Raw genomic sequence first — 21710 nt, 5'->3', positions numbered from 1 at the left:
GGGGCCCCCCGCGCCCCCCCCCGGGCCCCCCCCCCCCCCCCCCCCCGCCCCCCGCCCGCCCTTCTTCCCGGCCCCGTCGACCGCCCGAGGCCGCCGCGAGATCCGATCGTCACCTGGCCGAGACCTGAACGCGTCCGCGGCGGGCTGAGAAGGCCATCAGCGAGATCAGCGGGCGCCCCCGCGCCTTCCCCGAGATCCCGGGCGCCCACCGTCGCAGAGACGATCTCAGGGCGTTGTCGTCCGCCGGCCGCCACCGCACCGGCCCACCGCCGGGCCGGACGAGCGGATCAGGGGCAGTTGACCCATTCCTCGGTGGCGTCGGTGAAGACCTGGCGCTTCCAGATCGGCAGCCTGCGCTTCACCTCGTCCACCAGCTCCGCGCACACCGCGAACGCCTCCTTGCGGTGCTCGGCCGCGACCGCGCAGGCCAGCGCCACGTCGCCGATGCCCAGGTGCCCGATCCGGTGCGCCACGGCCAGGCCGCGCACGCCCTGGTAGCGGGCGGCGAGCTCGGCCGCGACCTCGCGGATCACCTCGTCCGCGCTGGGGTGCCCGACGTATTCGAGCTCGGTGACGCCGCGGCCGCCGTCGTGGTCGCGGACCACGCCGCCGAAGGTGACGACCGCGCCCGCGGCCCGGTCCTGCACCAGCCGCTCCAGTTCGGCGACCTCCAGCGGCCGGTCGACGACCTCGGCGCGCAGCACCTCGGCCGGGCCGGGGTGCGCCGGCTCCGCGTGGGCGTGCGGGACCCCGCCGCCCGGCGCGTGGTCCCCGCCGCCGAGCTGGTCCAGCGCGTGGTCCAGCACGCCGTCGAGCACGCCCAGCCCGTCGGCCACCCCGCCGCGGGAACCGGGCAGGTTCACGATCAACGTCCGCCCGGCGACCCCGGCCAGTCCGCGGGAGAGCACCGCGGTCGGCACCTCGGGCAGCCCGGCGGCGCGGATCGCGTCGGCCAGGCCCGGCACCGGGTGGTCGAGGACTTCCGCGGTGACCTCGGGCGTGCGGTCCGTCGGGTTGATCCCGGTGCCGCCGGTGGTGATCACGACGGCGACCTCGGCGGACACGGCCTCCCGCAGCGCGTCGCCCACCGGCTCGCCGTCCGGGACGACCAGCGGCTCGGCGACCTGGAACCCGCGTTCGCGCAGCCACTCGACGATGACCGGGCCGGTGCGGTCGGCGTACACGCCTGCCGCGGCACGGTTCGACGCGGCCACGACACGAGCGGTGCGGGCTGGCATGGGCGGAACTCCTCGCGTGCTGAGCGGCCGCGGACGGATCGCGAACCGGTCGAGTTCGGGGGCGCGACGGCGGATCCGCGTCGCTGCGTCCAGCGTACGAGCAGCCGCCGGGCCGCGGCCGATCAGTCCTCGCGAACCCAGGTGCCCGTCTTGCCGCCCTCCTTGCGCTCGACGCGGACGGCGTCGAGCACGGCCGCCGGATCGACCGCCTTGATCATGTCGTGCAGGGCGAGCCCGGCGCCGGTGACGGCGGTGAGCGCCTCCATCTCGACGCCGGTGCGGTCGGTGGTGCGCACGGTCGCGGTGATCCGGACCTCCGCGTCACCGAGGTCGAGCTGCACCGCCACCCCGGACAGCGCGATGGGGTGGCACAGCGGGACGAGATCCGGGGTGCGCTTGGCGGCCATGATCCCGGCGATGCGCGCGGTGGCGAGCGCGTCGCCCTTGGGCAGCCCGTCGCGGCGGACCAGCGCGAGGACCTCCGGGGTGGTGCGCACGACGCCGGTGGCGACGGCGGTGCGGGCGGTGACCTGCTTCTCCGAGACGTCGACCATGCGGGCCGCGCCCGATTCGTCCACGTGCGTCAACTCGTCCTGCGCCATACCGCGAACTCTAGGCCCCGCGCCCGCACCGCGGACGCGCGAGCCTCCTCCCGGGCCGACGGCCCGCCCGGCCGCCGCGACCGGGCCGGACGGGCCGTTCACCCGAGGTGCGGGCGGATCAGAAGTCGAGGTCCTCGGCCATGGACCACGGCATGGAGGAGCCGCCCGCGGAGGGCTGCTCGGTGCGGCTCGCGATCGCGGCCTTGCGCACGGCTTCGGCCACGGCGGGCGCGACGTTGGTGTCGAAGACGCTCGGCACGATGAACGACGGGTTGACCCGCTCCTCGCCGTCCACCACGTCGGCGATGGCGTTGGAGGCGGCGATCATCATCTCGTCGGTGATCTCGTGCGCGTGCGCGTCGAGCAGCCCGCGGAAGAAACCGGGGAACGCGAGCACGTTGTTGATCTGGTTCGGGTAGTCGCTGCGCCCGGTGGCGACGACCTTGGCGTGCTGCTGGGCTTCCAGCGGGTCGATCTCCGGGTCCGGGTTGGCGAGCGCGAACACGATCGCGTCCTCGTTCATGGTGGCCACGTCGGCCGCGCTGAGCAGGTTCGGCGCCGAGACGCCGATGAACACGTCGGCCCCGTTCACCGCGTCGGACAGCGTGCCGGTGCGGCCTTCGGCGTTGGTGCCCGCGGCGATGGAGCGGAGGTTCTCGTCCTCGTCACCACGGCCGCTGTGCACGATCCCGTCGATGTCCACGGCGATGATGTCCGCGGGCGACTTGTGCTGCAGCAGCCGGATGATCGCGGAGCCCGCGGCACCGACGCCGCAGACGACGATCCGCACGTCCTCGATGTTCTTGCCGACGACCCGCAGCGCGTTGCGCAGCGCGCCGAGCACCACGATGGCGGTGCCGTGCTGGTCGTCGTGGAACACCGGGATGTTCAGCTTGTCCCGCAGCCGCGCCTCGATCTCGAAGCAGCGGGGCGCGGCGATGTCCTCCAGGTTGATGCCGCCGTAGACGGGCGCGATGAGCTCGACCGCGCGGATGATCTCCTCGGTGTCCTGGGTGTCCAGGCACACCGGCCAGGCGTTGACGCCGGCGAACTTCTTGAACAGCGCCGCCTTGCCCTCCATCACGGGCAGCGCGGCCTCCGGGCCGATGTTGCCGAGGCCGAGGACGGCGGAGCCGTCGGTGACCACGGCGACCGAGTTCCGCTTGATGGTGAGGCGGCGCGCGTCCTCCGGGTTCTCGGCGATCGCGGTGCACACCCGGGCCACGCCGGGCGTGTAGGCGCGGGAGAGGTCGTCGCGGTTGGCGAGCGCGACCCGCGAGCTCACCTCGATCTTCCCGCCGAGGTGCACCAGGAACGTCCGGTCGGAGATCTTGCGGACCTTCACCCCGGGCAGCTCGCCGAGCCGGTCGGTGATGTCGCTGGCGTGGTCGGCGGACAGCGCGTTGCAGGTGATGTCCACGACGATGCGGTCGGTGTGCGATTCGACGACGTCGAAGGCGGTGATGACGCCACCGGAACGCCCGACCGCGCTGGCGAGGTCCCCCGCGGCGCTGGCCGACGGCGGCGCCTCCACTCGAACCGTGATCGAGTAACCCGGACCTGGAACCGGCATGGCCACACCCCTGTCGCGCGTGAAGTTTCGCTTCGAGCGCCGGGCCTATGCACAGAACTCAGGTCTCCGGCAAGATCCGACACCCACCAAAGCCATTGAACTTCACCCGGCTGAGAAAAAGCCTAGAACTTTCTCCGATGTGATCGATATCCGGCACCGTTACCGACGAGTCGGTCTTGACAACCGGACCGGAACGCACGACGGCCCCGGGTCCGCTGGGGACACCGGGGCCGGGGCGGCGCGGCTGGGCCGCTACTCGCCGGAAGTCACTTGTTGATCTCCGTGACGGGGTGCTCGTACGGGAACGTGCCCTCGTCGTAGGGGAAGGTGACGTCGCCGAACGGGGACAGCGCGCCCTGCTTGTCGGCGACCAGCTCGCTGACCGGGTGCTCGCCGTCGCCGACGTGCGGCCACGTCGGGTCGATGCGGTCCTTCTTCGCGTTGCCACCGGCCACGGTCATCCTCCGGGAAAGTCGTCGTGGGCGTACGACCACCAGTTTGCCCGATCCGGCGCGGCGGGCGAACCCCGGCCCGGCGGATGCGGCGCGGATCATCGCCCGAGGTCGGGCCGTGCCGGTTCGACCACGATGCGGACGGGTGCGCAGGGCCGACTCGGTATCGTGGCGGAGATGGCTTCTCTCGCGGACTTCCTGCGCGCACGCGGCGACGAGGAACTCACGGATCTGCTGCGCACGCGGCCTGATCTGGCCACGCCCCCGCCCGCGGACATCTCCGTGCTGGCCACCCGCGCCGGGGTGCGTTCCTCGGTGGCCAGGGCCTGCGAGGACCTGGACGCGTTCGCGCTGTCCACCTTGGAGGCCCTGGTGCTGCTGGACGCGGACGCCGCACCGGTCCCGCTGGACGCGGTGGCCGAGCTGCTCGGCGCGGACGTCACCCCGCAGCGGGCCCGCCGGTCGGTGTCGGAGCTGCGCCGCCGCGCGCTGGCCTGGGGCGAGGACGACGAGCTCGCGGTGGTGCCGACCGCGCGGGAGGCGCTGCCGACGTTCCCCGCCGGGCTGGGCCGCCCCGCCGACGGGCTCACCGTCGAGGGCGCCCGCACCGCGCTCGCCGAGCTGGACGAACCGGAGCGGGAGCTGGTGGGCAAGCTCGCCGGGCCGAAGCCGATCGGGCGCACCAAGGACGCGGCGCGCGCGGCCACCGACGCCGACGCCACCCCGGTGCAGCGGCTGCTCGCGAAGGGCCTGCTGCTGCGCCGCGACGACGAGACGGTGGAACTGCCGCGGCAGCTGGCGTTCGCGATCCGCGGCGACCACCCGATGGGGCCGGTCGAACCGGAGGAACCGCTGCTGGACCTCGTCGAGCACGACCGGTCCGCAGTGGACTCCACGGCGGCCGGCGAGGTGCTGGAACTGCTGCGGCACCTGGAATCGCTGCTGCACCTGTGGAGCGAGGACCCGCCGGACGTGCTGCGCTCCGGCGGCATCGGGGTGCGGGACGTGCGCCGCGCGGCGAAGGCGCTGGAGGTCGACGAGGCGCGGGTGTCGCTGCTGGTGGAGCTCGCGGCGGCCGCGAACCTGATCACCGCCGCCGAAGGCGCGGAACCCCGCTGGACGCTCACCTACGGCGCCGACACCTGGCTGGCGTCCGGCCCGGAGCAGCGGTGGGCCCCGCTGGCGAAGGCCTGGCTGGACCTGCCCCGGCTGCCCGGGCTGATCGGGGCGCGCGACGAGAAGGACCGGCTGCTCGGTCCGCTGTCCGAGGAGCTGCGCCGCCCGACCGCACCGCGCGACCGGCTGCGCGTGCTGGGCGTGCTCGACGAGCTCCCCGGCGGGCACGGGGTGCGCAGCGCGGAGGACGTGGCCGCGGTGCTCGCCTGGCGAGCTCCCCGCCGCGGCGGGCGGATGCGGGACGACCTGGTGCGCTGGACGCTGCGGGAGGCGACCGCGCTGGGCGTCGTCGCGCTCGGCGCGCTGTCCGGTGCGGGCCGCGCGGTCCTGTTCGACGGGCCGGGCGCGGCCGCGCAGGTGCTCACCTCGGCGCTGCCGGAACCGCTGGACCACGTGCTGGTGCAGGCCGACCTGACCGTGGTGGCGCCGGGCCGCCTGGAACCGGACCTGGCCGCGGACCTGCAGCTCGTGGCCGACGTCGAATCGGCGGGCAGCGCCACCGTGTACCGGGTCGGCGAGAGCAGCGTGCGCCGCGCGCTGGACGCGGGCCGCACCGCCGACGAGCTGCACGCCCTGTTCCGGGACCGCTCCCGCACCCCGATCCCGCAGGGCCTCACCTACCTGATCGACGACGTGGCGCGCCGGCACGGCAGGCTCCGCGCCGGCACCGCCTCGGCCTTCCTGCGCTGCGACGATCCGGTGCTGCTGGCCGAAGTCCTGGCCAGCCCGGGAGTCGGCGAGCTGGAGCTGCGCCGCATCGCACCGACGGTGCTGGTGAGCCCGCTGCCGCTGGTGGAGGTGCTGGACGGCCTGCGCGCCGCCGGTTTCGCGCCCGCCGCCGAAGGGCCCGACGGGCAGATCCTGGACCTGCGCTCCGACGGTCTCCGGGTCCGCGGCCGGGTCCGCACCGCGCAGCAACCGGCGCTGCCCGCGCCGCCCGGGGAGGAGCAGCTGGCGGAGATCGTCGCGCAGCTGCGGTCCGGGGACCGGGCCGGCTCGGTGCGCCGCGGCAGCGCGATGCGCCCGGAACGCGGCAGGCCCAGCGCGGAGGCCACCCTGCAGCTGCTGCGCGACGCGGCGGCGCGGCAGCGCAGCGTGTGGCTCGGCTTCGTGAACTCGAACGGCGTCGCCAGCCAGGTCGTGGTGCTCCCGGTCAGCGTCGGCGGCGGGGTCCTGCAAGGGGTGGACCGCGGCAGCGGCGAGCCGGGCCGGTTCCCGCTGCACCGCATCACGTCGGTGGCGGTGGTCGAGGACTGAGCCGCGGGCCGAGCGCGATCACACGTCGGGACGAGGCGGGAATGCGCGGTCGACGGCTCCGGTGAGCGGCGGGGCGGTGCGGCGCGGGTCCCCGCGGCCGGGAACGGCCGCCCGCGCGCTGCTACCGCGGAGAACCGGCGCGCTCGGCGCCGGACCGGCGAGCGCGCCCGCGCACGGCGCGCCGCTCGGTTCGTCCTCCTGGAGCGCGGCCTCCCTCCCCAGAGGGCCGCTGCTCCGGGACGTCAGCCCTTGGCTTGGGACTGGGACGCGGGCATCGCGAGGCGCTGGCGCATCGCGTGCTCGACCAGGGTGATCAACGCCTGCTTGGTGGACTGCCGGTTGCGGGCGTCGCAGGAGATCATCGGCACCGACTTGTCGATCGTCAGCGCCTCCCGCACGTCCTCCATGTTGTGGTGCAACATGCCGTCGAACGTGTTCACCGCGACGACGTACGGCAGCTGCCGGTCGTCGAAGAAGTCGATCGACGCGAACGCGTCCGCCAGGCGGCGGGTGTCCACCAGCACGATGGCACCGATCGCGCCCTTCACCAGGTCGTCCCACATGAACCAGAACCGGTGCTGCCCGGGGGTGCCGAACAGGTACAGGATCAGGTCGGAGTCGAGCGACACCCGGCCGAAGTCCATCGCCACCGTGGTGGGTGGTGACCTTCCCGGGCGTCGAGCTGAGGTCGTCGACCCCCACGCTCGCCTCGGTCATCACCGCTTCGGTGGTCAGCGGCATGATCTCGGAGACCGAACCGACGAAGGTCGTCTTGCCGACGCCGAAGCCGCCGGCGACGACGATCTTGGTCGAGGTCTTGCCGCTGCTTTGATTGTTCATGATCGCCCGGGGATCAGAGCTTCCGGAGGCCACTGAGCACCCTCTCCAAGAATTCCATCGACGGTCCGTCTCCCACGACCATGCCGTTCTCGTGAATGAGGACCAGGCCTAGTCCGGCCATGTCACCGATCAACACCCGCACCACGCCGAGAGGCAGCCGCAGATGGGCGGCGACCTCGGCGACCGACCGGGCCTCCACGCAGAGCCCGCAGATCGAGCGGTGCTCAGGCGTCGCCGGGTTGCTTTGCCCCCGGCCGCGCTCGCTGGTGGAGACCAGCGTCTCGATGGCAAGATCATAATCGGTGCGCGTGCGGCCCCTCGTGCGGGCATAGGGTCGCACCAGCGAGCCCGTTTCCTGCATCTCCCCGTGGTCCACCGGACCACCGGGAATGGCCGGCATCGAACCGGAGATCGACGGCAGCGAGCCCGACACCGGCGGCATGGACTGCGACAGGGACGGCATCGAACCGGACGGCGGCCCGCCGTCGTAGCGGCCCTGGCCGCGGGTGCCCGCCTGCGAGTCCCAACCGGAACGGTCCCGGCCCTGGCCGGCGCCCGGCCGGCTGTGCCCGTACGGGACGTCCAGCGGTGAACCCTGGTCCGGGTTCGGCACCGAGCCGGACGACACCGACGGCATCGAGGAGGACGACATGCCGGAACCGAACAGGTCGGCACCGGGCCCGCCGAACAGCGCACGGCTGTAGTCGGACCCGCTCGACGAGCCCGGCCACGAGTCCGGTTGGCCACCGCGCGGGTCGTCGAGGAAGTCGTCCTGCCAGGAATCGGCGCCGCCGTGCCGGTTGTACGACCGGAACGGGTCGCCGTCCCAGTTCGAGTCGGGACCCGACGTCATGGCGAACCCCCCTCACACGTCGCCGAACCACACGGCACGGCGAGCGTCATCGCCGGACCATGCCCTGCAGCTGCGCGCGGAGCTCCGGCGTCAGCTGCTTGCCGACCCGCTCCACGAGCAGGGTCATCTCGTAGGCCACCAGGCCGATGTCGGCGTTCGGAGCCGCCAGCACCGCGAGGCAGGAGCCGTCGCTGATGGACATCAGGAACAGGTAGCCCTGCTCCATCTCCACCACGGTCTGCGTGACGTCGCCCGCCTCGAAGCAGCGGGCGGCGCCCTGCGTGAGGCTGACCAGGCCGGAGGCGACCGCGGACAGCTGCTCGGCGCGATCCCGCGGCAGGCCCTGCGAACCTGCCAGCAGCAGGCCGTCCGCGGAGACCACGACGGAGTGCGCGACGCCGGGAACCCGGCGCACGAAATCGGTGATCAGCCAACTGAAGCTGTTCTGGCTCATGGGTTGCTGGACGGACCCGGTCACTCCTGCTCCTCGGGACGGCTCGGGGTCGAGCGGGGCGGTTCGGTCGAGACTGGTTCTGCCTTTGCGTGCCTACCACGCCGGACGCCGCTCTGGAAGTTCGACATCCGTCCGCGGACGGCGTCGGCCGAGCGCGGCGCGGCCGGTTTCACGGGTGCTGGAGACTGCGAACGAGGTGCGGCAGAGCCCGGCACCAGGTTCGACTTGGGAACCCGCTTGGGCAGCCCGGCGGCAGTGGTCTCCTGGGTTTGGCGGGTTTGCGCCACCAGTGCTTCGGCGGCCTGCCAGCCCACATCCGCCGAACCCCAGCCCGGGTCGTGCGGCCCGGCCAGGATGTGCCCGCCGGTGTCCGCGCGGCTCTCGCCGCCGGCACCGGACGAGCCGGTCGTGTCGAGCGGGTCCGAACCGGACAGCGGCTCGGCCTGCTTCTCCTCCGCTTCCCGGCGGGCCTTGCGACGGCCGGTGGCCGGCGCCGGTTCCTCCGGGGACTCGGGGGCTTCGGGAGCTTCCGCGGCGGTCTCGGCGTCGAGCGGCATCGAACCGGCGCTGGGGGCGGTGGCCTCCGGGGTCGGTTCGTCGCTGCCCTCCCGGAACCACTGCGACAGCACCGCCTCGTAGATCGGCAGCCGCTCCGTCGGAGCGTCGTCGCCTTCGCGGCGGGCCTGGTGCGCGTAGCCCAGCGGCGGCGGGGTCGTCCCGGCACCGTTGGTGCCCGCGGCCTGCTCCGGTTCCGCCGGGGCGCCTGCGCCCCAGTCGAAGTCGTCCGGGGGAAGGCTGATCTGCTGGGTCTTCTCCGCCTCGTACGGGCTGTGGAAGAGGTCCTGCGGTCCGCTCTCGGCCCGGCCCGGCGTCGTCGTCACGTCCTCACCGAGCTGCGGCGCGTCCAGGCCGGGCGGGACGCCGCACTGGCCGTCGAAGTCCGGGTCGCGGGTCTCCTCGTTCGGCCAGACCTCGGAGGTCTGCTCGGCCGGACGGGGAGCCTGCGGCTCGGCGTCGCGGATGGCGGCCTGCTCGGCGGTGTGCCAGCGCGGCACGTCGGTCACGCCGAACGAGTCGCCGGTGGCGACGCGGAACGAGTAGTCGCCGGGCGCCGATTCCTCGGCGGCCTGCTGCTCCTCGTCGGCGTCCTGCCATTCGACGTCCTGCTGCTCGACCTCCGGCTCGCGGGTCGCGGCCGGTTCGGGCCGCTCCGGTTCCTCGGCCGGGGCCGCGAAGTCGAGGTCCGGCACCGGGTCGTCGTCCTCGGTGATCCACACCGGGGAGACGTGCGTCTTCTCGATCCCGCCGTGCCCGTTGCCGCTGACCGGCACCTGCGAGGTGCGGGACTGCTCGGCGGGCTGCTCCAGCTCCGCCGGGTCCACCGGGGACAGCTGCGAGGAGGAGTCCGCGGCGCGCCCGTTCGCGGCGGCACCGCCGAACGCGGCGGCCAGGCCCAGGTTCGTGCCGGTGTCGGCCGAGTCCCGGTCGTCCGCGGCGACCCGCTGCACGTCGGGCATCGGCCGCGGGCCGTCCGGGGTCAGCTGCACCACGAACTCGCCGGAGACGCGGACGCTGGCGGTCACGCCGCCTTCCAGGTCGCCGTTGTTGCGCAGGTCCACCCGGATGTCGTGGCGGCGGGCCAGCTGCCCGACCACGTACAGGCCCATCCGGCGGGACACCGCGACGTCGATCTCCGGCGGCCGGGTGAGGCGCTCGTTGATCTCGCCGAGCTCGGCGGCGTCGATGCCGACACCGCGGTCCCGGATCTCCAGCACCAGTTCCTGCCTGCGGTAGGCGGTGCGGACGGTGACCTCGGTGTCCGGGTTGGAGAACACCGTGGCGTTCTCCAGCAGCTCCGCCACCAGGTGCACGAAGTCGTTGACCACGCGGCCCTGGATGGCCAGGTCCGGGGAGTCGGCGACCGAGACGCGGGTGTACTGCTCCACCTCGGACACCGCGGCGCCCACGACCTCGGTCAGCGGGACCGGGCGCATCATCCGGCGCGTCAGGTCGGTGCCGCCGAGGATCAGGAGGTTCTCGTTGTTCCGGCGCATGCGGGTCGCCAGGTGGTCCAGCTCGAACAGGCTGGAGAGCTGGTCCGGGTCCTGCTCGTCCTGCTCCAGCCGGTCGATCAGGGACAGCTGCCGCTGCACCAGGGTCTGGCTCCGGCGGGCCAGGTTCACGAACAGGTCGTTGACGTTGTTCCGCAGCAGCGCCTGCTCGGACGCCAGCCGCAGCGCCTGCGAGTGGACCGCGTCGAACGAGCGGGCGACCTTGCCGATCTCCTCCCGGCTGTAGACCGGGATCGGCTCGATCTGCGCGAGGCCGCCGCCGCCCGAACCGGACTCGTTCAGGATCGCCCGGACCGCCTCCGGCAGCCCGCGGTCGGCCACGTCCAGCGCCGAGCGGCGCAGGGTCCGCAGCGAGCCCAGCAGGGACCGGGCCACGACCAGGGCGACCGCCAGGGCCACGACCAGGGCGAGCAGGGTCGCCACGCTGATCGCGATGGTGCGCTGCTGGGCGCCCGCCGCAGCGTCGTCGGCCGCGGCGTCGAGGCTGTCGTGCAGCTTGCCGCCGACCTGGTCGATCAGGTCGACGCTGGTGTTCGCGACCTTGTCCCACTCCTGCGCGTCCAGCGAGTTCAGCGGCTGGCCGCCGCTGTCGAAGGCGAGCGCGCTCTGCGACATGCTGTTCGCGCGGTCGACGTCGGCGCCGGTGACGCTGTCCTGGTAGAGCTGCCGCTGGGCCTCGGTGGCGACCGCGTTGAAGTCGCTGACCGCGGTCTCGATCCGCGCTTCGGCGGCCAGCAGCTCCCGGTTCTGGTCGGTGCGGAACTGGCCGGCCCGGATCGCGTCGTTGAGCAGCGCGGCGCGGAGCGAGGCCGCTTCCTGCGCGTCGGCGATCGCGTTCGTGGCCAGCGTCAGCCGCAGCAGGTTGGAGTCGGAGATGTTGCTGACGCCCTGCTGGCCGAGGTCGAGCAACGAGTCGATGCTCTGGCTGTAGGTGCGCAGCACGCCTTCCGGCGGGTACTGGGTGTTGTCCACCGAGTCGCGCAGGCTGGCGAGCCGGCTGTTCAGGTTGTCGGCGGCGATCCGGTACTCGGAGGCGATCGAATCGTCGTAGCCACCGATCAGGCCCCGGAACTCGTCCAGCTCGGCGTCGACCTTGGTGCGGACGTCCGCCAGCGGTGCCGCGTCCCCGGACCGGCCGCCGGCGACGTAGGAGACCGAGAGGTCCCGCTCGCGCTGCAGCTCGTGGGTCAGGTCGTCGGCCGCCCGCTGCAGGTTCACCTGCTGGTGGGTCTGGTCGAGCAGACGGGCCTCGCTCACCCCGTCGTAGATGTGCAGGCCGCCGAACACGATCGCGCTGAGCAGCGGGATCAGCAGGACGGCCAACAGCTTGGTGCGCAGTCGCCAGTTGCTCAGCCGCCAGTCGCCGGGACCGCTGTCCTGACCGCTCCGCAGCTGGGCGGAACCCATGCTCAGCGAAGCGCTTTGACTTTCGGTGCCGAGCGACTGACCTTCGGTGCCGAGCGCCTCGCCCATGTGGTGGATACCGGCGTCCGCCTGCTCCGTGCGGCTCAGGCGCTCGCGACCTGTGTCTCCTCGGGCCACTCCAGGCTTCCTCTTCCGACAGCAGCGGAGGCTCGCACCGCTCACGAAAAATCTACACTTGCACCGTGCTCCGGACCGAACCCGCAGTTCAGCGGGCCGATTCTGGACGCTGGGCGCTGCCTGGCACCCGTTGTGACGGTACCGGGACGCCTCGCGTTCCAGCGCAGCACAGGGTACTTGCGACGACCGTCGACGGGGAAGTGGGTAAGGACACGGAAGGTAACGGAACCGGGCGCCACTTTCACTCGAAAGAGGAGCGGCGGCACTGTTGATTTTGCCCGTCACTCACCGTGTCCGTCGGGCGCGCCGAAAATCCGAAACGCCCGACCTACCACCCGTTCGGGCTATCACCTAGGCTCACGACCGGCTTCGCGGCTCCGCGAGTCCTGGTCGACGACGACCACGTCGAGCAACCGTCCGACAAGTACTGGGAGCACCTTAGAGCCGCGCTCGGCACCACCGTCGCCTGGGTGATCATCATCGTTCCCACCAGCGACGACGGTGGCGGTGTGGACCGTTCGCAGCACGCGGTTCGGCCACCTGCCGACCGGCTCCCCGGCACGTACCGCTCCCGGCCACCGCACGCCGCCCACGCGAGGAGAAGCAGTCAGGATGCGCACCGCCGCCGACCGCGACACCGGCCCCCGCCAGGATCCCGGCGCACCACCGGAGAGGAGCTGACCGGTGGCCCGACTCGCTCGCGGCCTGGCCGGACTGGCCGGCCTGCTGGTGCTGTGGGAGCTGTGCTGCGCATTCGGCCTGCTCGACGCCCGGTTCGTGCCGCCGCCCTCCGTCGTGGGTCCGCGCATCGCGGAACTGCTCGGCGGTGACGCCGACTTCGTCCTCGACACCATCGCGACCGTCCTGACCTTCCTCATCGCGCTCGCGCTGGCCGCGGTCATCGCGATCCCGCTGGGCCTGCTGCTCGGCAGCGTGCGGCCCGCCCGGGTCGCCGGGCTGACGGTGGTCGAGTTCCTGCGCCCGCTGCCCGCGGTGGCGCTGCTGCCGCTGTTCATGCTGCTGCTCGGCGCCGGACCGGAAACCAAGATCACGCTGGCCACGTACGCCGCGCTGTGGCCGATCCTGTTCAACACCATGTACGCGCTGGACGAGATGGACCCGCTCTACACCGACCTCGCGCGGTCCTTCGGGTTCGGCCGGGTCCGCACCATGTTCACCGTCGCGCTGCCGCACGCCGCGCCGTTCATCGCCACCGGCATCCGCATCTCCGCGTCGATCGCGCTGGTCGTGGTGGTCGTCGTCGAGCTCATCGCGGGCGGGGCGCGCGGCGTCGGCACCTTCATCCTCGAAGCCAGCAGCGGCGGCGGGCGGATGGACCTGGTGCTGGCCGGGACCGTGATCGTCGGCGCCATCGGGTATCTGATCAACTCCGGGCTGCAGCAGCTGCAGCGCAGGCTGTTCGGCTGGACCGCGAGCCGGGAGGAACTGTGACGGCACAACGGACCGCCCCCACCGCCGCGCCGGTCGTCGGCGTGCGGAACTTCCTGGGCAAGTGGGGCCTGCTGCTGGTCCTGCTGGTGCTGTGGGAGCTCGCCACCCGCGCCGCGGACAACGTGTACTTCCTGCCGCCGACCGAGATCGTGGCGCACGCCTGGCAGATCTGGCTGACCGGCCCCGCCTCCCGGCTGTGGCTCACCGACGCGGTGTTCCGCGACGTGCTGCCCAGCCTGGGCAGGCTGTTCGGCGGCTGGTTGATCTCCGGGGCGATCGGCGTCGTCCTCGGCATCGCGCTCGGCCGCTCCCGCAAGGCCGCGGAGTACGTCGGGCCGCTGCTGGACTTCTTCCGCTCGCTGCCCACCCCGGCCCTGGTGCCGCTGTTCCTGGTGCTGTTCAACCTGGGCACGCCGATGCAGCTGGCCACGATCGTCTTCGGCACGGTGTTCACCGTCGTGCTCAACACCGCCGACGGCGCGGCCTCGGTCGACTCCGTCAAGGAGCAGACCGCGCTGGCGTTCCGGATCAGCCGGTGGGACTGGTGGACCCGGATCGTGCTGCCCGCCGCCGCGCCGAAGATCTTCGCCGGGCTGCGGGTCAGCCTCTCGCAGGCGCTGATCCTGATGGTCGTCTCCGAGATGGTGGGCGCCAGCAGCGGGCTCGGCTTCCAGCTGGTCTACGCCCAGCAGCAGTTCGAGTTCCCCGACCTGTGGGCGGGGATCGTGCTGCTGGCGCTGCTGGGATACCTGCTCAACACCGGCCTGCTCGCGGTGCAGCGGCGCGCGCTGAGCTGGCAGCAACGCTCCGACCAGCCCGCCCAAGCGAAAGGATGACCCGTGAGCACGATGCTGGAAGTGACCGGGCTCGGGCACACCTACCCCGGCAAGCAGCGGCACGTCGCCATCGAGGAGCTGGGCTTCACCGTCCGCACCGGTGAGCTGGCCTGCATCGTCGGCCCGTCCGGCTGCGGCAAGTCGACGCTGCTGCGGCTGATCGGCGGGCTGCAGCGCCCCACCTCGGGGCGGGTCGAGCTGCACGGCACCGAGATCGACGGGGTCCCGGACGATCTCGCCGTGGTGTTCCAGGACTACGGCCGCTCCCTGTTCCCATGGCTGACCGTCCGGGGCAACGTGGAGTTCCCGCTGCGCACCCGGTCGGTGAACCGGCGCGAGCGGGCCGAGGAGGCGCTGGCCCAGGTCGGGCTGGCCGACGCGGCGAAGAAGTACCCGTGGCAGCTCTCCGGCGGCATGCAGCAGCGCGTCGCGATCGCCCGCGCGCTGGCCACCCGCCCCGCGCTGCTGCTGATGGACGAGCCGTTCGCCTCCGTCGACGCGCAGACCCGGTTCGAGCTGGAGGACCTGCTGCTGTCGGTGCGCGAGCAGCACGGCAGCACGATCCTGCTGGTCACGCACGACATCGACGAGAGCATCTACCTGGGCGACCGGGTGCTGGTGCTGTCCAAGTCGCCCGCGACGGTGGTGGCGGAGCTGGACGTGCCGCTGGGGTCCCGACGGGACCAGATCGGCACCCGCGCCTCGGCGGAGTTCGTGCGGCTGCGCAGCCAGGTGGCCCGGTTGCTGCACTCCCCGGGCGCCCAGGAGACCGCGGAGATCGCCGCCCACGAGGGTTGACTCCCCGCGCGCTTTCTGGTCCACACCTGATTGCGGAACGTGGTCGAACCACACTCGAACGAGGGACTTTCAGGCACCATTCCATGCCCGTTCCCGCATTGGCCGAATGCGTGGAACCAGAATTACCCAGCAGTGCCGGTCACTCTCCGAATACGGCGCCGCGAGGGGTTCGGGAAAAGTCTGGGGAAAATCCCCGACTTTCCCGTTCCGCCTCGCGCCGACCAATATCCACGGGGGTTTTCCCTCGAATCAAGCGGGAACGATCAATACAGTTTCCGCGCGCTCGCCGCGACCGGCACGTGCAGCACCGTCGGACCCGGCTCCGCCATCGCCGCGGGCAGCTCGCGCTGCAGCTCGTCGAGGTCGGCGACCCGGCGCGCCGCGCAGCCCAGGCCGCGGGCCACGGCGACGAAGTCGATGCCGCCGAGCTCCACGCCGGGCAGCTTCCCGCCGTTCTCCGTCTCGCCGAGCACCCGCACCGCCGCGTACTCCTCGTTGTCCAGCACCAGCAGCGTCAGCGAGGCGTGCTCCTTCGCCGCGGTCCACAGCGCCTGGATGCCGTACATGCTGGCGCCGTCGCCGATGAGGCCCAGCACCGGCCGGGACGGGGCGCCCAGCGCCGAGCCCACCAGCGCGGAGATCCCGTAGCCCAGCGCACCGCTGGCGCCCGCGTGGAAGTCCTGGTCCGGCGAGTCGAACGGCAGGTGCCGCTGGATCGTCTGCTTGTGCGTGGGGGCTTCCGTGACCACCACCGCGTTCTCCGGCAGCAGCTCGCGCACCAGGCTGATCACGTGGTCGGCGGCGGGCGGGGTGCTCAGCGGCGGCAGCTCCGGGCGGGACCAGCCCCGCGCGACCGGCCGGTCCGAGCGCTCCACCTCCGGCAGCAGCTGCCGCAGCGCCTGGGCCAGGCCCGCGTGCACGCCCCGCAGGTGCCGGGCGCGCGCCAGGATCTCCGGGTCGTCGCTGATCACGAAGCCGCGCGGGTGCGGGTGCTCCGGTTCGCCGCGGTAGACGTGGTAGGTGAACGCGGGCGCCCCGAACACGGTGACCAGGTCGTGGTCCCGCAGCGCCGCGGCCACCGCGGGCTCGGCGGGCTGGAGGAACCCGGCGAACTGCGGGTGGGTCTCCGGGAACGAGGAGCGGGACACCATCGGCGAGATCCACACCGCGGCCCCGGTCCGCTCGGCCAGCTCCACCAGCTCGGCGACCGCTCCCGCCTCGACCACGGCGGGACCGACGACGAAGGCGGGGCGCTCGCAGTCGCGCAGCGCGGCCGCCAGCTCGGCGATGACGGCCGGGTCTGCGGCGGGCGGGGAGATCGGCTGCGGCGCCTCCACCGGCTCGCCCGGCTCGTCCCAGTCGTCGGCGGGCACCGACAGGAACACCGGGCCGCGGGGAGCCTGCATCGCCATCTGGTACGCCCGGACCAGCGCCAACGGCACGTCAGCGGCCCGGGCCGGTTCCAGCGACCACTTCACGTACGGCTTGGGGAACTGCGCGGCGTCGGTGGCGCCGAGGAACGGGTCGTGCGGCAGCAACCTGCGGGTCTGCTGGCCGGCGAGCACGATCATCGGGGTGCGGTTGCGGTAGGCGCCGAACACCGCGCCGAGCGCGTGGCCGAGCCCGCCCGCCGAGTGCAGGTTCACCAGCACCGCGTTGCCGGTCTGCTGGGCGTAGCCGTCGGCCATCGAGGTCACGACGGACTCCTGCAGGCCCAGCACGTAGTGGAAGTCGTCCGGCCACCGGTCCAGGAACGGGACCTCGGTCGTGCCCGGGTTGCCGAACACGGTCGTCAGCCCGAGCTCGCGCATCAGGCCTCGCGTGACGTCGCGCACGGTGGGCATGTCTGCTGCCTCCATCACCATTCTCCTCAGCCGGGCCGGACATTCACGTATTTCCCTCAAATACGAGAAAAGCCGTCATCGAGCGGCACGGGACTACGCCGAGACCCGATGCAATTACGTTTGGTCACCAGGCACTAGATCACCTTGACACGCTCGGGTAAGTGCGATTCCAATCCTATTGCAGCCTGTTATGCAGGCCTGACGTGGGCTTCCGGCGCCACCCCGCTCGGCTAGCTTCGTTCACCGTTCCACATCGCTCGCCCGAGGAGGCACCCCCGCATGCCGAGCAGACCGACCGGATCCGCACCACGTGGAACCCGGCGGCGCGTCGTTCGCGCGCTGCTGTCCATCGCCACGATCGGCGTCTCGACGTTCGCCCTGAGCGGCTGCGGTCTGCTCAGCGGGTCCGACGGGGCGAGCGACGGCGGCAACGGCACCCTGGAGAAGACCACCGTCGTGGTGGGCTCGCTGCCCGCGCTGTCCCAGGCCCCCGTCGCGGTGGCGCAGGCGAAGGGCTACTTCGCCGAGGAGGGCCTGACCGTCAAGGTGCAGCCGGTGTCCGACGGCCCGGCCGCGCTGACCTCGCTGATCTCCGGGCAGAACGACGTGAGCCTCGGCAGCTACACGGCTCCGATCAAGGCCCAGGCCACCGGCGCCGCCGACCTGAAGATCATCAGCGAGATGATGATCTCGGTGCCGAACACGATGAACATCATGGTGCTGCCCGGCTCCAAGATCAAGAAGCCGGAGGACCTCGCCGGCGCCAAGATCGCCTACAGCGCGCCGGGCGCCATCACCGACATCGGCACCAAGGCCGCGCTGCAGGACCGGGGCATCAACGTCTCCGACGACCAGTTCGTGCGCTTCGGCTTCCCGGAGATGCTGCCTGCGCTGCAGAACGGCCAGATCGACGCCGCGGTGATGACCGAACCGTTCATCACCCAGGCCGCCAAGAACGCGGGCGCCGTGTCCATCATGGACGCCTTCTCGGGCGGGACCGCCGACTTCCCGGTGGCCGGTGCCATGACCACCGCGAAGTTCGCCGAGGAGAACCCGAACACGCTGCAGGCCTTCCAGCGGGCCGTGCACAAGGCGCAGGTCACCGGCCAGAACCGGGCCGAGGTCACGCCGCTGCTGCCGCAGTTCGCGAAGATCAGCCCGGAGCTCGCGCCGATCGTGGAACTCGGCAAGATCCCCACCTCGATGGACGCCGCCCGGCTGCAGCGCGTCGCGGACCTGATGCAGCGCTTCGGCCAGATCGACAAGCACATCGATGTGGCGCAGATGCTGGTCCAGCCGCCGCCGTTCGAGGACAATCCGACCGGTGGCGCGTGATCGCGCGCCGCTAGTCAGCTGAAGCCGGATCGCCGGCGGCCGGGGCGGGCCGCCGGCGAATCGCTGTCCGGCCCCGGTTCCCCCGCCCCGGCGAGGAGGCCCGGCCATGTCCGCTGCTCGACCACTCGGACGGTCGACGACCCGGCGCGGACTGCTCGCCGCCGCGGGATCGGCCGCGCTGCTCGCCACCGCCGGCTGCGGACTGCTCGGCGGCAGCCGGGTCAGCGGCGCCAACGACAAGGTCGAACAGGCCACCATCCGGGTCGGGACGCTGCCCACCACCGAGTACGCGCCGCTGGCGCTGGCCGTGCGACGCGGCTACTTCCAGCACGAGGGCCTCGACGTCCAGATCATCCCGGCCACCGACGGCAGCGCCGCGCTGAGCAGCCTCATCGGCGGCGACTACGACGTCGCGCTGAGCAGCTACGTCCCGCTGCTGGCCGCGCACGCCCGCGGCGCCGCCGACCTGCGGATCGTCGCCGACTCCGGGGCCGCCGCACCGGGCACGGCGGTCGTCGTGGTCCCGGCGGACTCCCCGGTGCGCGATCCCGCCGAACTGGCCGGGAAGGTCATCGGCGTCAGCGCCATCGGCACCGTCTCCGAACTGCTGGTGAAGGCCGGTCTGAGCACCCGCGGGGTCGCCGGTCGGGACGTGCGGCTCGTCCCGATGTCGTTCCCGAACATGCCCGCGGCGCTGGCGCAGGGCCGGTTGGACGCGGCGCTGCTCACCGAACCGTTCATCACCGTCGCCACCCGCGAGGGCAGCGCCCGCACCCTGTTCGACGCCGCGGTCGGCCCCGCCGAACGGCTGCCGCTGAGCGGGTACGGGGCGACCGCCCGGTTCGTGCGGGACAACCCGCGCACGCTCGCCGCGTTCCAGCGCGGCCTCACCCGCGCCACGCTGGAATCCCGGGACCGGCGGGTGGTGGAGCCGCTGCTGCCGGAGATCGCCCGGATCTCGCCGGAGGTCGCCGCCGAGACGAAGCTGGTCGACTTCCACACCGTGCCGGACGGGGCGCAGGTGCAGCGGGTCGCCGACCTGATGCACCGCTTCGGGTTCCTGGACCGGCCGCTGGACGCCGGGACCATGATCGCCGCGCACCCCTGACCGCCGACCGGTCCGAGGCGCCGGCGCGCCGGAAAAGGCGTGGCACCGCGCTGCGCGGAACTGGACGCGGGCCGCGCGCCGGGCCCGGCGCGCCGAAGCGATCCACAGGCAGGCGACCACACCCGATGAACACCGGCTGGACCACCACCCCGCTCACCGCCGAACTGCTGCGCGGCGCCCTCGAGCTGGAACCGACCGAGCGCGGGCTGCGGCCGCACCGGCTGCCCCGCTGGGCCCGCGAGCAGTACACCGACCCGCAGCTGTCCATGGTCGAAGCGGAGACCGCGGGCGTGCGGCTGGTCTTCCGCACCGCCGCCACCGCGATCGAGCTGGAGACCACGCCCACCAAGCGCGGCATGGCGGGCGCCCCGCCCCGCCCGGACGGCTGCTACGACCTGCTCGTCGACGGCGAACTGCTCGCCCGCACCACCGTGCCGGAGGGCGACCGGATGATCCTCGACCCGGCGACCGGCACCGCCGACGTGCAGCCCGGGCCCAGCGGCACCGCCCGCTTCACCGGGCTGCCCGCCGGGGACAAGGACGTCGAGATCTGGTTGCCGCACAACGAGATGACCGAGCTCGTCGCCCTGCGCACCGACGCCCCCGTCGCGCCCGCCGCCGACCGCGGCCGACCGGTGTGGCTGCACCACGGCAGTTCGCTGAGCCACGGGTCCAACGCCACCGAACCCACCTCGACCTGGCCGGTGCGCGCCGCGCTGCTCGGCGGCGTCGAGCTGATCAACCTGGGGTTCGGCGGCAGCGCGCTGCTCGACCCGTTCACCGCGCGCACCATGCGCGACACCCCGGCGGACCTGCTCAGCGTGAAGTTCGGCATCAACCTGGTGGGCGGGGACCTGATGCGGCTGCGCGCGTTCACCCCCGCGGTGCACGGGTTCCTCGACACGATCCGGGAGGGGCACCCGGACGCGCCGCTGCTGGTGATCTCGCCGCTGCACTGCCCCATCCACGAGGACACGCCGGGGCCGGGCGCGGTGGATCTCAGCACCGGGGTGCTGAGGTTCCGGGCCACCGGGGATCCGGCGGAGCGGGCGCAGGGGAAGCTGACGCTGCGGGTGGTGCGGGACGAGCTGGCGCGGATCGTGCGGCAGCGCTCGGCATCGGACCCGAACCTGCGGTACCTCGACGGGGAGGAGCTCTACGGTCCCGCGGACTACGCGGAGCTGCCGCTGCCGGACGAGCTGCACCCGGACACCGCCGCGCACCTGCGCATCGGGGACCGCTTCGCGCAGCGGGCCGCGGCTCCCGGCGGCTTCTTCACCGCTCGCGCCGCGGGCTGACCACCCCGGCGGCCCGGCCGACGACCTCAGTAGAGGTGGCGCTGCTCGGCGGCCACGTGGACGTGGAGCAGGCGCGGGCCGTCCTCGGTGCGGGCCAGCGCCGCGTCCAGCTCCTGCGGGGTGCGGATGGTCTCGGCCGGGCAGCCGAGGCTGCGGGCCAGCGCCGCGAAGTCGGTGCCGCCCAGCTCCACCCCGGGCAGCTTGCGCCCGCCACCGGCCGCGCCGAGCACGGCGACCGCCGCGTAGCGGGCGTTGTCCAGGACCACGAAGGTGACCGGCGCCTGCTCTCGCACCGCCGACCACACCGCCTGGATGCCGTACATGCTGGACCCGTCACCGAGCAGCGCCAGCACGGGCCGGGACGGGTCGGCGATCGCGGCCCCCACCGCGGCGCCGATCGCGTAGCCCAGCGAACCGGAGGCGCAGGCGAAGAAGCCGCCGTCGCGGGAGGTGATCGGGAAGTGCTCGTGCAGGTCGTTGCGGTGGCTCGGCGCCTCCTCCACCACCACCGCGTCCGCCGGCCAGGCGGCGCGCAGCCGGGACAGCACGTACGCCGGGGGCAGCGGGGTCGCGGGCTCCGGCCGCGCGGGCCGGGCGCACGGCTCCGGTTCGGGCCGCCACTGCCCGGCCCCGGCGAGTTCGGCGACGCGGCGCACCGCGTGCGCGACGGAACCCAGCACTCCCCGGCCGCGGCGGGCGCGGGCGAGCACGTCGGGGTCGTCGTGCACCAGGAACATCTCGGGCAGCTCGTCGACGGCCTCGCCCCGGTACACGTGGTAGGTGAACGCGGGAGCGCCCCACACCACCACCAGGTCGTGGGCGGCGAGCTCGGCGGCCAGCAGCCGTCGTTCCGGTTGCAGGAAACCGGCGAACCGCGGGTGGTCCTCCGGGAACGAGCAGCGCGCCGACAGCGCGGGCGCCACCATCCCGACCGGCATCGACACCAAGGTGCCGTGCGGCAGCCCGGCCGCCGACGTCCA

16 protein-coding genes and 1 pseudogene are annotated in these 21710 nt (G+C 73.0%); 7 read left to right on the top strand and 10 right to left on the bottom strand.

Translation table 11 applies throughout. The features are described from left to right. Positions 1–287: 287 nt before the first annotated feature. The 4 genes from LCD31_RS15925 to LCD31_RS15910 all read right to left on the bottom strand — a co-directional run bounded on the left by LCD31_RS15925 (position 288) and on the right by LCD31_RS15910 (position 3874). The gene (locus tag LCD31_RS15925) at positions 288–1238 is read right to left on the bottom strand and encodes a molybdenum cofactor biosynthesis protein MoaE (RefSeq protein ID WP_224959062.1); all 951 of its coding nucleotides are present in this window, start codon (positions 1236–1238) and stop codon (positions 288–290) included. Between the two features lie 122 nt (positions 1239–1360). Then, a complete protein-coding gene (moaC, locus tag LCD31_RS15920; protein ID WP_224959061.1) occupies positions 1361–1840 on the bottom strand; it encodes a cyclic pyranopterin monophosphate synthase MoaC in 480 nt (159 codons plus the stop codon). A gap of 118 nt (positions 1841–1958) precedes the next feature. Further along, positions 1959–3413: an NAD-dependent malic enzyme gene (locus LCD31_RS15915; protein ID WP_224959060.1), complete on the bottom strand. Its 1455-nt coding sequence runs from the start codon at positions 3411–3413 to the stop codon at positions 1959–1961. Positions 3414–3679: 266 nt separating this feature from the next. Continuing rightward, the gene (locus LCD31_RS15910; protein ID WP_224959059.1) at positions 3680–3874 is read right to left on the bottom strand and encodes a hypothetical protein; all 195 of its coding nucleotides are present in this window, start codon (positions 3872–3874) and stop codon (positions 3680–3682) included. Positions 3875–4042: 168 nt separating this feature from the next. Between LCD31_RS15910 and LCD31_RS15905 the strand changes: the two genes are divergently transcribed. Next, positions 4043–6298 (top strand): helicase-associated domain-containing protein, encoded by a 2256-nt coding sequence (locus tag LCD31_RS15905; RefSeq protein WP_224959058.1) that lies wholly within the window; start codon positions 4043–4045, stop codon positions 6296–6298. Between the two features lie 242 nt (positions 6299–6540). Here LCD31_RS15905 and LCD31_RS15900 read toward each other — a convergent pair. The 4 genes and pseudogenes from LCD31_RS15900 to LCD31_RS15885 all read right to left on the bottom strand — a co-directional run bounded on the left by LCD31_RS15900 (position 6541) and on the right by LCD31_RS15885 (position 12059). Then, a pseudogene (locus LCD31_RS15900) lies at positions 6541–7138 on the bottom strand (ATP/GTP-binding protein). Positions 7139–7151: 13 nt separating this feature from the next. Further along, positions 7152–7991 (bottom strand): DUF742 domain-containing protein, encoded by an 840-nt coding sequence (locus tag LCD31_RS15895; protein WP_224959056.1) that lies wholly within the window; start codon positions 7989–7991, stop codon positions 7152–7154. Between the two features lie 46 nt (positions 7992–8037). Beyond that, entirely contained in the window at positions 8038–8445 is a 408-nt protein-coding gene (locus LCD31_RS15890; RefSeq protein WP_184485825.1) for a roadblock/LC7 domain-containing protein, read from the bottom strand. A gap of 20 nt (positions 8446–8465) precedes the next feature. Continuing rightward, entirely contained in the window at positions 8466–12059 is a 3594-nt protein-coding gene (locus tag LCD31_RS15885) for a nitrate- and nitrite sensing domain-containing protein (RefSeq protein WP_224959054.1), read from the bottom strand. Between the two features lie 684 nt (positions 12060–12743). On the opposite strand from LCD31_RS15885, the gene LCD31_RS15880 reads away from it, so the two are divergent. Genes LCD31_RS15880 through LCD31_RS15870 form a run of 3 tightly spaced genes read left to right on the top strand, consistent with a single transcriptional unit; the run spans position 12744 to position 15145 of the window. After that, positions 12744–13511 carry an ABC transporter permease gene (locus LCD31_RS15880; protein WP_224959052.1) on the top strand — a complete coding sequence of 256 codons (768 nt, stop codon included), beginning with the start codon at positions 12744–12746 and terminating at the stop codon, positions 13509–13511. Beyond that, a complete protein-coding gene (locus LCD31_RS15875) occupies positions 13508–14347 on the top strand; it encodes an ABC transporter permease (protein WP_224959050.1) in 840 nt (279 codons plus the stop codon). The genes LCD31_RS15880 and LCD31_RS15875 overlap by 4 nt, the downstream gene beginning before the upstream one ends. A 12-nt stretch (positions 14348–14359) precedes the next feature. Further along, a complete protein-coding gene (locus tag LCD31_RS15870; protein WP_255615004.1) occupies positions 14360–15145 on the top strand; it encodes an ABC transporter ATP-binding protein in 786 nt (261 codons plus the stop codon). 263 nt (positions 15146–15408) lie between these two features. Here the strand turns inward: LCD31_RS15870 and mdlC are convergent, their stop codons facing one another. Next, on the bottom strand, positions 15409–17004 hold the full coding sequence (gene mdlC / locus LCD31_RS15865) for a benzoylformate decarboxylase (RefSeq protein ID WP_224959048.1): 1596 nt from the start codon (positions 17002–17004) through the stop codon (positions 15409–15411). A gap of 264 nt (positions 17005–17268) precedes the next feature. Between mdlC and LCD31_RS15860 the strand changes: the two genes are divergently transcribed. The 3 genes from LCD31_RS15860 to LCD31_RS15850 all read left to right on the top strand — a co-directional run bounded on the left by LCD31_RS15860 (position 17269) and on the right by LCD31_RS15850 (position 20730). After that, positions 17269–18324 (top strand): ABC transporter substrate-binding protein, encoded by a 1056-nt coding sequence (locus tag LCD31_RS15860; RefSeq protein WP_224959047.1) that lies wholly within the window; start codon positions 17269–17271, stop codon positions 18322–18324. Between the two features lie 106 nt (positions 18325–18430). Then, entirely contained in the window at positions 18431–19432 is a 1002-nt protein-coding gene (locus LCD31_RS15855; protein ID WP_224959046.1) for an ABC transporter substrate-binding protein, read from the top strand. A gap of 125 nt (positions 19433–19557) precedes the next feature. Further along, complete coding sequence (locus LCD31_RS15850; protein WP_224959045.1) at positions 19558–20730, top strand: GDSL-type esterase/lipase family protein; 1173 nt, start codon at positions 19558–19560, stop codon at positions 20728–20730. Between the two features lie 26 nt (positions 20731–20756). On the opposite strand, the gene LCD31_RS15845 is transcribed toward LCD31_RS15850, so the two are convergent. Beyond that, on the bottom strand, positions 20757–21710 hold a 954-nt coding region (locus tag LCD31_RS15845; RefSeq protein ID WP_255623254.1), incomplete at its 5' end, for a thiamine pyrophosphate-dependent enzyme.

It is taken from the genome of Saccharopolyspora sp. 6M, assembly GCF_020176775.1.
GTDB classification, from domain to species: domain Bacteria; phylum Actinomycetota; class Actinomycetes; order Mycobacteriales; family Pseudonocardiaceae; genus Saccharopolyspora_C; species Saccharopolyspora_C gregorii.
The sequence above is the reverse complement of the archived record's forward strand: the minus strand, read 5'-3'. Positions and strand labels throughout refer to the sequence as shown.

What these genes read in the sequence shown, in the direction of transcription:
- LCD31_RS15925 (WP_224959062.1), bottom strand. Translation starts at nt 1,238, where the DNA reads ATGCCAGCCCGCACCGCTCGTGTCGTGGCCGCGTCGAACCGTGCCGCG.
- moaC (WP_224959061.1), bottom strand. Translation starts at nt 1,840, where the DNA reads ATGGCGCAGGACGAGTTGACGCACGTGGACGAATCGGGCGCGGCCCGC.
- LCD31_RS15915 (WP_224959060.1), bottom strand. Translation starts at nt 3,413, where the DNA reads ATGCCGGTTCCAGGTCCGGGTTACTCGATCACGGTTCGAGTGGAGGCG.
- LCD31_RS15910 (WP_224959059.1), bottom strand. Translation starts at nt 3,874, where the DNA reads ATGACCGTGGCCGGTGGCAACGCGAAGAAGGACCGCATCGACCCGACG.
- LCD31_RS15905 (WP_224959058.1), top strand. Translation starts at nt 4,043, where the DNA reads ATGGCTTCTCTCGCGGACTTCCTGCGCGCACGCGGCGACGAGGAACTC.
- LCD31_RS15895 (WP_224959056.1), bottom strand. Translation starts at nt 7,991, where the DNA reads ATGACGTCGGGTCCCGACTCGAACTGGGACGGCGACCCGTTCCGGTCG.
- LCD31_RS15890 (WP_184485825.1), bottom strand. Translation starts at nt 8,445, where the DNA reads ATGAGCCAGAACAGCTTCAGTTGGCTGATCACCGATTTCGTGCGCCGG.
- LCD31_RS15870 (WP_255615004.1), top strand. Translation starts at nt 14,360, where the DNA reads ATGCTGGAAGTGACCGGGCTCGGGCACACCTACCCCGGCAAGCAGCGG.
- mdlC (WP_224959048.1), bottom strand. Translation starts at nt 17,004, where the DNA reads ATGGAGGCAGCAGACATGCCCACCGTGCGCGACGTCACGCGAGGCCTG.
- LCD31_RS15860 (WP_224959047.1), top strand. Translation starts at nt 17,269, where the DNA reads ATGCCGAGCAGACCGACCGGATCCGCACCACGTGGAACCCGGCGGCGC.
- LCD31_RS15855 (WP_224959046.1), top strand. Translation starts at nt 18,431, where the DNA reads ATGTCCGCTGCTCGACCACTCGGACGGTCGACGACCCGGCGCGGACTG.
- LCD31_RS15850 (WP_224959045.1), top strand. Translation starts at nt 19,558, where the DNA reads ATGAACACCGGCTGGACCACCACCCCGCTCACCGCCGAACTGCTGCGC.